Below are 12,786 nucleotides of genomic sequence, written 5' to 3' on the forward strand. Positions count from 1 at the left end.
GACCCGCTCAGCTCTTCAGGTACTGCTTGTCGCCCATCACCACGACCGGTTTGCGCGCCGGGTCGACGCTCCGCAGCAGGGTCTCCATCGCCGCCTTCGAGACGCTCACGCATGCGGAGGTGCCGCTGCCGTGGTCCATGTGCAGCCAGATCCCGCCGCCCTTCTTCTGGCCCTGCGGGCGCGTCGGGTCGTTCGGCGGGGTGCCCTCGACACGGTTGTAGTCGATGGCGATGACGTAGTCGAAGTCGTGCCAGTGGGTCTTCGCCCAGGAGCGCGGGGCGGCGAGGGACGAGGACCTGGTGTACGGCAGCTTGGCGCCCGGGTCGGGGAGCACGCCGCCCGCGTCGGACAGCGTGAACACTCCGGCCGGGCTGCGCTTGTCGTCCTCGCGGTGGTCGGCGGTCCACCCCTTGACGCCGTTGTGCGCGGGCCAGCGGCCCACCCGGTCCCAGGTCGCGCCCTGCTTGTCGCCCCGCTTGTTGCTTGCCTTGTTGTAGAGAACGACCGTGGCGTCCGCCGAGTTCCTGGATTCCCCGTAGACCGCGACGACCTGCCGCGAGTCCGCCGGGATCTCCGCGCGGAGCCGGTCGCCCACGTCGGGGATGCGCGCCAGGCCGTGGGCAGGGGATTCGGCCGGGGCGGGCACGGAGGCGGGCGAAGCCTTGTCCGTACCGCCTCCGCCGCCTCCGCCGCCTCCGCAAGCCGTCAGGAGCAGCAGACCGGCCACCGCACCCGCGACGGCCGGACCAGGTCGCATGTTCGATATCGGCATGTGACCCATGCTGCCACTGGTGCCGCATCGACGGCGGCACCGGTATCACCTCAGCAGTGCCTCCGGTCCTCCACCAGCGTGCCCTGCACCGAGGTCACGCTCCGGTCGTAGCACGTGCCGTCGGAGTCGTACAGCCGGTAGCGCTCGCCGGTCGTGCCGACCGCGTGCCGCTGCTCGCGCGGAGCGTTCGAGTGGTAGGCCGCGTCGCCCTTGTAGACGTCGTCGAGCTGGGAGAACGCGGTGCGCCTGCCGTCCACCAGGGTCTCCGTGTCCGCCTTGTCGCCGAGGGTGAGCACAGTGCGCAGCCGCGCGTCGGGGTCAGGGCCGACCGTGGTCGTGCCGTCCATCGTGTACGTACGCAGCGCCTGCGTGGCCCGCTCGGGGCCGACCGTGCCCTTGACCGATGTGCTCTTGACCGCGACCGTCTCCTCGTCCGTCCATTCACCCTTGAGCGCGTCCAGCTTCTCCCCCTCCGTCCAGCGGTGCACGGAGGTGTTGGCGAGGCTGCGGGCGATGCGGGTGTCGACGCGCCCACGCGAGGTGTTGACGTATCCGGCCACGGTCAGCCGGTGGCCGCCCCGGGTGTCGAGCCGGTGCTCCGAACCCGGCGTGTACTTGGTGGAGTTGACCGGTGTGCCCTCGGCGTGCCGGGTCAGGGCGCCGGTGACGACGCGGCTGCCGTGGTCCTGCCAGACGAGCACGTTGACCGGTGTGTTCCAGCCGCTCTGCCCCTCCGGTACGCCGACGACGCCGACCTCGACCTTGTGCGGGCGGCCGTCGTTGAGCAGCCCCGCGAACGGCGTGAGGTCGTACTGGATGGGCTTGATGTCGAAGGCGCGCGGGCCCGGGACGACGTACCAGAGGAAGGGGTTGGACCAGCCGCCGGTCCACACGGTCGGGAACGGTGCGGCGATCCCGGCGAGTTTCCCGTCGACCTTGATCTGCACCTCGCGGTAGGGGCCGGCGGCCGCCTTGCAGGAGTACGGGGCGTTCTCGGGCACCGAGAGGTACCAGTACTCCTCGCAGCCGCCGCCGGATCCGGTGGCGTACACCTCGGCGAGGATGCGCTGTGAATTGCGGGGCGTGGTGAGGGAGTTGGCGTCCGGGCCGCCGAGAGTGAGGACCCGGTCGGGTGTCTCGGCGGGCTTCGTGCGGCCCTCGGCGGCGTAGAAGGTCAGGGTCGCCTTGACGTCGATGACACCGGTGTACGTCTCGTTGACGACGTTGCCGATGAGCATCTCGACGCTCTGGTCGCGGCGGAAGGTGTCGCTGTAGCGGGTGACGTCCTTCTCGACGGACCAGGTGATGCCGTCGACGGAGGGCTCGGGCGTGGAGGTCTTCAACACCTCGACGCCGCCGACGTGGAGGTAGCCGAGGCGGTCGTACTGGCGGCCCTTGACCTTGCCGTCGAGGCGCAGCACCACCTTGCTCCAGCGGTCGCCGCACTTCTTCGGCGGGGTGTAACTCCCCTTGTACGGGGTGAAGTCGCGGAACTGGGCCTCGCCGAGAGTGACTTGGCAGGACCGGGTGTGCGGCTTGGCCACGGGCGGCCCGGCGGTCAGCGGATCGTGCCAGTCGTTGCCGAACTCGGCGGGCGGGGTGGGGCCGTTGGTGACCGCGGCGCCGGCCGGGGACGCACCGAACAGCGCCCCGGCGGCAAGCACCAGACCGCTCACCATGCTGATGACTCGTCGTTGTCTCATGCGACAGGAGTGAAGCGTGGGACGGGCCGAAGCGCCAGGGCCCGGCCGGCGGACATTGGCGCGTTCCGGGCGGTCGCGGACATAAATCAATTGCTCCGGTGGGGCCCGGAGGGTGAACCTTGCACGGTTTGCGCCACTCGACCGTTCCGATGCCAGAGCCTTCACACCGAGCCGTAGGGCCTCATGCACATTCGCGATCTTCCGTATTCAGACCCCGGCGAACCCGATGTCCGCTCCGGGGGCCGTTTCCTGCTGTGGCTGGGCCTCGGCCAACTGGGCGGGCAGCTCAAGGCCATGGGCTGGGGGCTGCTCCACCAGATCGGGGTGGCCGGGCTGCCGCTGGGCGTCGGCCTCGCCGTCCAGGCCGTGGTGGACCGCTCCGGCGGTCGCCTCGCGCTGGCCGCCGGCCTGCTCGCACTGATGGGTACGGCCGTCGCGGTCGGCGACACCATGCTGCACCGTACGGCCATCACCAACTGGATCACCGCTGCCGCCCGCGTCCAGCAGCTGCTGGCCCGCAGGACGGCCGAGCTGGGGGCGGCGCTCACCCGCCGGGTCGCGGCGGGCGAAGTGGTGGCCGTGTCGACGGGCGACGTCGAGAAGATCGGCTGGTTCGTGGAGGCGCTGTCGCGGTTCGCGGCGGCCCTGCTCGCGCTGGTGATCGTCTGCGTCGGCCTGGTGGTCTACCAGCCCGCGCTCGGCGTGATCGTCGCGATCGGCGTCCCCGCGCTGGCCCTCGCCGTACTGCCGCTGCTGCCGAAGGCCACCAAGCGGGCCGACGAGCAGCGCGAGAAGGCGGGCAGGGCGACGGAGCTGGCCTCCGACACCGTCGCGGGCCTGCGCGTACTGCGCGGCATCGGCGGCGAGGAGCTGTTCCTGGGCCGCTACCGCGAGGCCTCTCAGCAGGTCAGGAAGGCCGCCGTGCGCAGTGCCCGCATGTGGGCGCTGATCGCGGCCGTGCAGGTGCTGCTGCCGGGACTGCTCCTGGTGGGTGTGGTCTGGTACGGGGCGACGCTCGCGCGGCAGGGCACGGTGACGGTCGGCGAACTGGTCACGGTCTACAGCGCGGTGACGCTCCTGATGTACCCTCTGCGGCACTTCGAGGAGATCGCGATGGCGTACTCCTTCTCCAAGCCGTCCGCGAAGCGTGCGGCCCGGGTTCTCGCCCTGCGCCGCACCGCGCCCGGCGACGGGCAGGACGCCGCGCAGTCCCCCACAGGCGATCTGTACGACCCGGTGACGGGGCTGCTCGCCCCGGCCGGTGTGTTCACGGCCGTCGTGTGCGGCGACCCGGACGTGGCGGGCCGGCTGGCCGACCGGCTGGGCGGGCATCCGACGGACGAGCCGTCGGCGTCCGACGACGGGGCGCGGAAGGTGCGTTCCGTGCAGCTCGGCGGGGTCGAACTGGACGGGCTGCCGCTGGCCGCCGCGCGCGCCTCGGTCCTCGTACAGGACAAGGATCCGGTGCTGCTCTCGGGGACGCTGCGCGAGCTGCTCGACGTACCGGCGTCGGGGAACGTGTCCGCCGAGGACGCCCTGGAGGCGGCGCAGTGCACGGACGTGCTCGCGGCGCTCGCCCAGGCCTCGGTCGCCGCCGACGGCGATCCGATGGAGACCCGGATCACCGAGCGCGGCCGGTCGCTCTCCGGCGGTCAGCGCCAACGCCTCGCGCTGGCAAGGTCGTTGGTGACCGACCCCGAGGTGCTGGTCCTGGACGAGCCGACGTCGGCCGTCGACTCGCACACCGAAGCCCGGGTGGCAGCGGGTGTCAAACGGCTCAGGGCCGGCTCTACGACCGTGGTCCTGGCCTCCTCCCCGCTGCTGCTCGACCAAGCGGAACGTGTCGTCTTCGTCCACGAGGGAGAGGTCGTAGCGGTGGGCGAACACCGCGAGCTGCTGCACACCGAACCCCGCTACCGGGCGGTCGTCACGCGCGAGACGGACGAAGAGGCGTCGGCTGCCGCAGAGGTGCACCGGCTGAACGTACGGAAAGACAACGTACGAGAAGAGATCGAGGAACCGGCATGAGCACCACTGCCCGCAAGGGCGCACCCGCACCCAGGATCGGGGTGGCGCCTCCGTCGTACGACCCGGCGGCCCCCGAGTCGGCGACGACGCTGCCCGTCGGCAGTCCGGCGACCGTGCGCGCGTATGTGCGCACGCTGCTGCGCCGGCACCGCACGGCGTTCGTCGCCCTGATCACCCTGAACACCCTCGCGGTGATCGCCTCCATGGTGGGCCCCTACCTGCTCGGCGACGTGATCGAAGACCTGACGACGGGCGCGCGGGATCTGCGGCTCGGGCTGATCGCGGGCCTGTTCGCCGCGGCCCTGCTCGTCCAGGCGGTCTTCGTGGGGCAGACCAGGCTGCGCGGTGCGATGCTCGGCGAGGAGATGCTCGCCGACCTGCGCGAGGACTTTCTCGTACGGGCGGTGGGCCTGCCCCCGGGCGTACTGGAACGGGCCGGCACCGGCGATCTGCTCTCCCGCATCACCACCGACATCGACCGCCTCGCCAACGCGATGCGCGAGGCGGTGCCGCAGCTCGCGATCGGCGTGGTGTGGGCGCTGCTGCTGATCGGCGGCCTGACGGTGACGGCTCCGCCGCTGGCGCTGGCGGTCCTGGTGGCGCTCCCCGTCCTGATCACGGGCTGCCGCTGGTACTTCAAGCGGGCGCCCTCCGCCTACCGGTCGGAGGCGGCGGGGTACGCGGCGGTCGCGGCGATGCTCGCCGAGACGGTCGACGCGGGCCGCACCATCGAGGCACACCGCCTCGGCACACGGCGGGTGGCGCTCTCCGAGAAGCGGATCAAGGAGTGGACGGCGTGGGAGAACTACACGATGTGGCTGCGCACCGTGCTCTTCCCCGTCATCAACGCCACCCACATCACCATCCTCTGCTCGTCGGTCGTCATCGGCGGCATCTTCGTGCTGCAGGGCTGGCTCACCGTCGGACAGCTGACGACGGGGGCGCTGCTCGCGCAGATGCTGGTCGACCCGGTGAACCTGATCCTGCGCTGGTACGACGAACTCCAGGTCGCCCAGGTGTCGTTGGCGCGACTGGTGGGCGTGCGGGACATCGAGCCGGACGCGGGCGACGAGTCGGTGACGCCGGACGGCCGGCACCTGCGCTCGGACGACGTGCACTTCGGCTACCGCGAGGGCGTCGACGTCCTGCACCAGGTGTCGCTCGACGTGGCACCCGGCACCAGGGTCGCGCTGGTCGGCCCCTCGGGTGCGGGCAAGTCGACGCTGGGCCGCCTCATGGCCGGGATCTACGCACCGCGTACGGGTGAACTCACTCTGGGCGGAGCCGAGTTGTCCCGCATGCAGGCGGAGCGGGTCCGTTCGCACGTGGCGCTGGTCAACCAGGAGCACCACGTCTTCGTGGGCTCGCTCCGGGACAATCTGCGGCTCGCCCGCACCGCCGCCGAGGACGCCGAACTGTGGGCGGCGCTGGGTGCGGTGGACGCGGACGGGTGGGCACAGGGTCTGCCGGACGGACTGGACACGGAGGTCGGCTCGGGGTCGCTCGCGCTGACCCCGGCGCAGGCGCAGCAGGTCGCGCTGGCCCGGCTGGTCCTGGCGGACCCGCACACGCTGGTGCTCGACGAGGCGACGTCACTGCTCGACCCGCGCGCGGCACGGCACCTGGAACGGTCCCTGGCGCGAGTCCTCGACGGCCGCACGGTCATCGCCATCGCCCACCGCTTGCACACCGCGCACGACGCGGACGTGATCGCGGTCGTGGAGGACGGCCGGATCGCGGAGCTGGGCAGCCACGAGGAGCTGGTGGCGGCGGGTGGGGCTTATGCGGGGCTGTGGAGGTCGTGGCACGGGTAGCCTGCCGGCGGGGTACGGGGGCGGGGGCGTGCGGCCGCGAGGGGGCGTGCTCCGCGTAGGGGCCGCCCCCTTGCCCACCCGTCCCGCCCCCCGGGGGCGGCCCCGCTGCCCAAGGAGGCTAGCGGGGTAAGGGGCAGGCAGTTAGGGGCGCGGGGAACTGCGCGACCAGCCACGACGCACCCGCACGACGCGCACCGCACCCGCACGACGCCCACCCGACCCACGGCACCGCTCCCCCACCCCGCGGCAGCGCCCCCTCACCGCGCGAACCGCTCCAATGCCTCCGCCAGAGACTCCCGCATCCCCGACCCTCCCATGTGGCCCGAGTCCGCGAAGATCGTCAGTTCCGCGTCCGGCCACGCCTGTGCCAGTTCCCACGCGGTGTGCGGTGGGCCCGCCAGGTCGTGGCGGCCCTGGAGCAGGACCGCCGGGATCCCCGCCAGCTTCCCCGCCCCACGCAGCAGTTCGCCTTCCTCCAGCCATGCCCCGTGCGAAAAGTAGTGGGAGGCGATCCGCACCAGCGAGATCCGGCCTTCGGAGGGCCGGCCGCTGTACGGATTCGCCCGCGGGGCGTCCGGTTCGAGCCCCAGCACCGCGTCCTCCCACGCACACCAGTGGGCCACCGCCCGGTCCCGTACCGCCAGGTCGTGACTGGACGCCCGCCGCGCGTAGGCGGCGACCAGGTCGTCCCGCTCCTCCTCCGGCACCCCGGTCCTGAACCTCTCGTACGCCTCCGGGAAGAAGCGCCCCGCTCCCCCGTACAGCCAGTCGGTCTCCGAGCGGCGCGTCATGGTCACCCCCGCCAGGACGACCTCGCCGACCCGCTCCGGATGCGCCTGCGCGTACGCCAGGATCAGCGTCGATCCCCAGGACCCGCCGAACAGCAACCACTGCTCGATTCCCAGGTGTTGGCGCAGCTTCTCCATGTCGGCGACCAGGTGGGCCGTGGTGTTGTGCTCCAGGCTCGTCGCCGGGTCCGCGACGTGCGGGGTGCTGCGGCCGCAGCCGCGCTGGTCGAAGAGGACGAGGCGGTAGCGGTCGGGGTCGAAGGACTTCCGGTTGCCCGGCGAGCTCCCCGAACCGGGCCCGCCGTGCACGACGACGGCGGGCTTGCCGTCGGGGTTTCCGGAGACCTCCCAGTGGATCCGGTTGCCGTCACCGACGTCGAGCAGGCCGTGGTCGTACGGTTCGGCGAGCGGGTACGGGTAGGACATCGGGCAGCCTCCTGGGGTGCGTCGCAGCGGGCCGGGAGTCCAGAACCAAACCCCCGGCCCACCGTAACGGCGCCCTCACCCGCCGCACCTCACCGAAGCAGACGCAGACGCAGCCACGGCACTGCCGCTGCACTCAGCCCAGCCGCACCCCCTCCCACGCCTCGCGCCGCGCGCCCATCGGGTCCAGGGCCAGCTCCGGCGACGCCTTGATCAGCATCTGGGCGCGCGACTTCTCGTCGTACGCGGGCCACTGGGGCCCCTGCGGAAGGCTCGGCCGGCCCTCGCGCACCAGCGACAGCACGGCGTCCTGCAGTGCCGCCGACGCTGCCTTGTCCGCCTCGCTCATGTCCATGAAGCCGTCCGCCGGATTTCCGCTCAGCGAGGCCAGGTCGAAGGACGGCTCGCGGCTCCACAGGCAGGGGATGTCCGCGGCGTGGGTGGGGCCGAGGATGTCGTACGGCGCCATGGGCGGCTGATGGTCGAAGCGGTGCATCCACGCGTGGCCACCGGCGCGTACCTGCGCCTCGGCGACCCGTATCGACGGCATCGCGAACATCGCGTCGCCGAGGAGCGTCTTGCGCGCGTTGCCGCCGACGGACGCCCCTTCGGGCTCCCACTGCGCATAACGGCCGAGGAGTTCGGCCCACGCCTGTTCGCCGGTCGCCGCCTCCAGGGACCTGGTGAAGGTGTTGTCGTCGCCCATGAACGTGAAGATCGCCATCTCGTCGCGGCAGTACGCGACGAGCAGCGGGACGTCGGCGACCGCGCCGTCCGCGACGGCGGCCAGCGGCACGTACGGGATGTAGTCGCCGTCGACGACCGGCAGGAACGGGATGCCCTGCTTGCCGTCGTGGCCGCCCTTCCCCGCGAACTCCCCGACAACGGCGCGGAGTTCGTCCACCGGCACGTCGCGCAGCCGGCCCGCCTCCGACTCCGGGATGCCCAGGCGCGCCAGCAGCGCCCGCGCGGCGGCCGCGGCGGTCTCCGCGTCCTGCTGCTCGGCGGCGCTGCCGCTGAGCAGCGCCGCGCCGTGGAAGAGGCCGCGCGCGGCGGGCACACCGAGCAGGGTGCCGACGCTCATGCCGCCCGCCGACTCGCCGACGATCGTGACGCGGGAGGGGTCGCCGCCGAAGGCCGCGATGTTGTTCCGCACCCACTCCAGGGCCGCGACCTGGTCCCGTACGCCCACGTTGGAGTCGGCCACCGCCGGGTCGACGCCCGCGAGGTGCAGGAAGCCCCAGGAGCTGAGCCGGTAGTTCAGGGTCACCACGACCACGTCGCCGCGCTCCGCGAGGACCGAGCCGTCGTAGTCCTTGCCGGTGCCGAACATGAAGCCGCCGCCGTGGATCCAGACCAGGACCGGGCGGCGGGCGTCGTCGGCGGCCGGAGAGAAGACGTTCAGGTACAGGCAGTCCTCGCTGTCCCCCTCGTACGGCGGCTCCGTCGGGTCGAAGCGCGGCAGCTGTACGGCGGCGGGGCCGAACTCCGTCGCCTCGCGCACGCCCTCCCAGGGCAGCGCGGGACGCGGCGCCCGCCACTTCAGCCCGCCCACCGGCGGCTGCGCGAACGGGACGCCGAGCCAGGCGTGGCTCTCGTGGCGGACGGTGCCGCGCACGGCCCCCGCGGTGGTCCGGACGACGAGCCCGTCAGTGGTGGCCACATCGATTATTGACACGTGTCACTGCCTCTCAGGAAAGGTGCACTGGGCCGAACGTACACCCGCCCCCCACACGCGAAAAGGGCGGACCGCACGCCCGCGGCCCGCCCCCTGCGCACAGCTCAGATGAACCCCAGCGCCGCCGCCCCGCCCGCTCCCCCGAGCAGCATGAACACCGGCATCAGCACCTTCAGCTCCACCCAGCTCCCGGCCCGGAAGCGCATCGCCTTCGGCGGCCCGATCGGGTACCAGCGCTTGCGGCCGATCGGGATGGGCCACAGGATCGGGCAGCCGGAGACGGTCAGCGCGTCCCCGATGTCGTGCACCAGCGCCCCGAGCACGACCGGCAGGCCGAGCCACAGGTACTCCTGGCCGGGCCCGGTGAACAGCCAGTCCGCGCCGTTGCCCGGCTTGTCGAGCACCCCGGCCAGGATCCACGCGCCGGTCGCGCCGAGCAGCCACACCAGTACGTCGCTGGAGACCCGGGCGGCCCGCCACAACAGGCCTTCCACCGCGAGCACCAGGTGGACGAAGAGGATGGCGAGCACCGCCCAGCGGCCGCCCCAGATCGCCGCAGCCGAGCAGCCCGCCCCTATCGCCACCGCCCACACCCAGGTGTGGGTGAGGGTGCGGTGGCCGCCGTTCCTGCGCGGGTCGCCCTTGCCGCGGGTCGCCTTGTACACGGCGGCCGACAGCTTGTCGACGATCTCGCACAGCAGCCGCGAGACCGGGCCGAAGGCCCGCGAGATCGTGGCCGCCTTGTGGTCGAGGTCGGGGGCGAGTGCCGCGCCCGCGCAGATCAGTGCGCCGACGACGAGCACCGGCCACGGCATCGGGTGTCCCCAGGCGGCGGTCGCCGCACCGACCCCCAGCCAGGCCGCTGCTCCCGACAGAGAGTGCGCCGGTCCCATCATGGTCGTACCCGCCCCATTTGCTTCTGTGCCCCCATCTCTTCCCTGGCGCGGCCGAGTTGTGCCCCGGCCGCCGATGGGCTGACCCGCCACCCTATCCGTGATGATCTTGTAGGTACCCTCCGGTTCCCCGATCGGTACCGATGCCAGGCAAGATGGGGGCGTGACCCTTATCGATCAGCTCCCGCCGACCGCCGACCCCGACGCACTCTTCGAGGCCTTCTCGACCTGGGCGGAGGGCCAGGGCATCGCCCTCTATCCGGCGCAGGAGGAGGCGCTGATGGAGGTGGTCACCGGCGCGAACGTGATCCTTTCCACGCCGACCGGCTCCGGGAAGAGCCTGGTCGCGGCGGGTGCGCACTTCGCCGCGCTGGCCCAGGACAAGGTCACCTTCTACACGGCGCCGATCAAGGCCCTGGTCTCGGAGAAGTTCTTCGACCTGTGCAAGCTGTTCGGCACGGAGAACGTCGGCATGCTGACCGGCGACGCCTCGGTGAACGCGGACGCCCCGGTCATCGCCTGCACCGCCGAGATCCTCGCCTCGATCGCGCTGCGCGACGGCAAGCACGCCGACATCGGCCAGGTCGTGATGGACGAGTTCCACTTCTACGCGGAGGCGGACCGCGGCTGGGCGTGGCAGATCCCGATCCTGGAGCTGCCGCAGGCGCAGTTCATCCTGATGTCGGCGACGCTCGGCGACGTCGCGATGTTCGAGAAGGACCTGACCCGCAGGACGGGCCGCCCGACGGCGGTCGTGCGTTCCGCGACGCGGCCGGTCCCCCTGTCGTACGAGTACCGGATGACGCCGATCACCGAGACGCTGACCGAGCTGCTCGACACCCGGCAGTCGCCGGTCTACATCGTGCACTTCACGCAGGCGGCGGCCGTCGAGCGGGCGCAGTCGCTGATGAGCATCAACATGTGCACCAAGGAGGAGAAGGAGAAGATCGCCGATCTGATCGGCAGCTTCCGCTTCACCACCAAGTTCGGCCAGAACCTCTCCCGGTACGTCCGGCACGGCATCGGCGTGCACCACGCGGGCATGCTGCCGAAGTACCGCCGTCTGGTGGAGAAGCTGGCGCAGGCCGGTCTGCTGAAGGTCATCTGCGGTACGGACACGCTCGGCGTCGGCGTCAACGTGCCGATCCGCACGGTGCTGTTCACGGCGCTGACGAAGTACGACGGGACGCGGGTGCGCACCCTGCGCGCCCGTGAGTTCCACCAGATCGCGGGCCGGGCGGGCCGGGCCGGCTTCGACACGGCCGGTTTCGTCGTCGCGCAGGCGCCCGAGCACGTCGTGGAGAACGAGAAGGCGCTCGCCAAGGCGGGCGACGACCCGAAGAAGCGCCGCAAGGTGGTCCGCAAGAAGGCCCCCGACGGCTTCATCGCCTGGTCCGAGTCCACCTTCGACAAGCTGATCGGCTCCGATCCCGAGCCGCTGACCAGCCGTTTCCGGGTCACGCACACCATGCTGCTGTCGATCATCGCCCGGCCGGGCAATGCCTTCGACGCGATGCGCCACCTCCTGGAGGACAACCACGAGCCGCGCAAGGCGCAGCTGCGGCACATCCGCCGGGCGATCGCCATCTACCGTTCGCTGCTCGACGGCGGTGTGGTGGAGCAGCTGGACACCCCGGACGCGGACGGCCGGATCGTACGGCTGACGGTGGACCTCCAGCAGGACTTCGCGCTGAACCAGCCGCTGTCGACGTTCGCGCTCGCCGCGTTCGACCTGCTGGACCCCGAGTCGCCCTCGTACGCGCTCGACATGGTGTCCGTCGTCGAGTCGACGCTGGACGACCCGCGCCAGATCCTGGGCGCGCAGCAGAACAAGGCGCGCGGCGAGGCCGTCGGCCAGATGAAGGCGGACGGCATCGAGTACGAGGAGCGGATGGAGCTCCTCCAGGACGTCTCGTACCCGAAGCCCCTCGACGAGCTGCTGTGGCACGCGTACGACGTGTACCGCAAGAGCCACCCGTGGGTCGGCGACCACCCGGTGTCGCCGAAGTCGGTCGTCCGTGACATGTACGAACGGGCCATGAACTTCGCCGAGTTCACCTCGCACTACGAGCTGGCGCGCACCGAGGGCATCGTGCTGCGCTATCTCGCCGGCGCGTACAAGGCCCTGGAGCACACCATCCCCGACGACCTCAAGTCGGAGGACCTCCAGGACCTGATCGCCTGGCTCGGCGAGCTGGTGCGCCAGGTCGACTCCTCGCTGCTCGACGAGTGGGAGCAGCTGGCCAACCCCGAGGTCGAGACGGCGGAGCAGGCGCAGGAGAAGGCCGACCAGGTCAAGCCGGTCACGGCGAACGCGCGGGCCTTCCGGGTTCTCGTACGCAACGCCATGTTCCGCCGCGTAGAGCTGGCCGCCCTGGACAACGTCCACGCGCTCGGCGAGCTGGACGCCGAGTCCGGCTGGGACGAGGACCGGTGGGGCGAGGCGATGGACGACTACTGGGACGAGCACGAGGAGCTCGGCACAGGTCCTGACGCGCGCGGCCCCAAGCTGCTGATCATCGAGGAGGACGCCGCGCACGGGCTGTGGCGGGTCCGGCAGATCTTCGACGACCCGAGCGACGACCACGACTGGGGCATCAGCGCCGAGGTCGACCTGGCGGCATCGGACGAGGAGGCGCGGGCAGTCGTCCGGGTCACCTCGGTCGGCCAGCTCGGTCAGCTCTAGA

At 71.6% G+C, this 12,786-nt stretch carries 8 protein-coding genes; 3 read left to right on the forward strand and 5 right to left on the reverse strand.

Annotated features, from left to right (window positions below; genetic code table 11):
* Positions 1-7: 7 nt before the first annotated feature.
* Both AB0D18_RS12215 and AB0D18_RS12220 read right to left on the reverse strand, forming a co-directional pair.
* Positions 8-772 carry a L,D-transpeptidase family protein gene (locus tag AB0D18_RS12215; protein ID WP_362415707.1) on the reverse strand — a complete coding sequence of 255 codons (765 nt, stop codon included), beginning with the start codon at positions 770-772 and terminating at the stop codon, positions 8-10.
* Between the two features lie 50 nt (positions 773-822).
* Complete coding sequence (locus tag AB0D18_RS12220) at positions 823-2,475, reverse strand: peptide-N4-asparagine amidase (protein WP_362415709.1); 1,653 nt, start codon at positions 2,473-2,475, stop codon at positions 823-825.
* A gap of 183 nt (positions 2,476-2,658) precedes the next feature.
* Between AB0D18_RS12220 and AB0D18_RS12225 the strand changes: the two genes are divergently transcribed.
* Together AB0D18_RS12225 and AB0D18_RS12230 are read left to right on the forward strand one after the other, a co-directional pair.
* The gene (locus tag AB0D18_RS12225) at positions 2,659-4,503 is read left to right on the forward strand and encodes an ABC transporter ATP-binding protein (protein ID WP_362415711.1); all 1,845 of its coding nucleotides are present in this window, start codon (positions 2,659-2,661) and stop codon (positions 4,501-4,503) included.
* Positions 4,500-6,317: an ABC transporter ATP-binding protein gene (locus AB0D18_RS12230; RefSeq protein ID WP_362415713.1), complete on the forward strand. Its 1,818-nt coding sequence runs from the start codon at positions 4,500-4,502 to the stop codon at positions 6,315-6,317. Before AB0D18_RS12225 ends, AB0D18_RS12230 begins: the two co-directional genes overlap by 4 nt.
* Before the next feature lie 257 nt (positions 6,318-6,574).
* Here the strand turns inward: AB0D18_RS12230 and pip are convergent, their stop codons facing one another.
* The 3 genes from pip to AB0D18_RS12245 all read right to left on the reverse strand — a co-directional run bounded on the left by pip (position 6,575) and on the right by AB0D18_RS12245 (position 10,102).
* Positions 6,575-7,531 (reverse strand): prolyl aminopeptidase, encoded by a 957-nt coding sequence (gene pip / locus AB0D18_RS12235; RefSeq protein ID WP_362415715.1) that lies wholly within the window; start codon positions 7,529-7,531, stop codon positions 6,575-6,577.
* A 133-nt stretch (positions 7,532-7,664) separates the two neighbouring features.
* Entirely contained in the window at positions 7,665-9,206 is a 1,542-nt protein-coding gene (locus tag AB0D18_RS12240) for a carboxylesterase family protein (protein ID WP_362415717.1), read from the reverse strand.
* 104 nt (positions 9,207-9,310) lie between these two features.
* The gene (locus tag AB0D18_RS12245; protein WP_362415719.1) at positions 9,311-10,102 is read right to left on the reverse strand and encodes a metal-dependent hydrolase; all 792 of its coding nucleotides are present in this window, start codon (positions 10,100-10,102) and stop codon (positions 9,311-9,313) included.
* Positions 10,103-10,262: 160 nt separating this feature from the next.
* Between AB0D18_RS12245 and AB0D18_RS12250 the strand changes: the two genes are divergently transcribed.
* Complete coding sequence (locus AB0D18_RS12250) at positions 10,263-12,785, forward strand: DUF3516 domain-containing protein (protein ID WP_362415721.1); 2,523 nt, start codon at positions 10,263-10,265, stop codon at positions 12,783-12,785.
* Position 12,786: the final 1 nt, after the last annotated feature.

It is taken from the genome of Streptomyces sp. NPDC048442 (assembly GCF_040651475.1).
Taxonomy (GTDB): Bacteria; Actinomycetota; Actinomycetes; order Streptomycetales; family Streptomycetaceae; genus Streptomyces.

Excerpts from the sequence above, each read along its gene's own strand:
- AB0D18_RS12215 (WP_362415707.1), bottom strand. The coding sequence starts at position 772 with ATGCCGATATCGAACATGCGACCTGGTCCGGCCGTCGCGGGTGCGGTG.
- pip (WP_362415715.1), bottom strand. The coding sequence starts at position 7,531 with ATGTCCTACCCGTACCCGCTCGCCGAACCGTACGACCACGGCCTGCTC.
- AB0D18_RS12230 (WP_362415713.1), top strand. The coding sequence starts at position 4,500 with ATGAGCACCACTGCCCGCAAGGGCGCACCCGCACCCAGGATCGGGGTG.
- AB0D18_RS12225 (WP_362415711.1), top strand. The coding sequence starts at position 2,659 with ATGCACATTCGCGATCTTCCGTATTCAGACCCCGGCGAACCCGATGTC.
- AB0D18_RS12245 (WP_362415719.1), bottom strand. The coding sequence starts at position 10,102 with ATGATGGGACCGGCGCACTCTCTGTCGGGAGCAGCGGCCTGGCTGGGG.
- AB0D18_RS12220 (WP_362415709.1), bottom strand. The coding sequence starts at position 2,475 with ATGAGACAACGACGAGTCATCAGCATGGTGAGCGGTCTGGTGCTTGCC.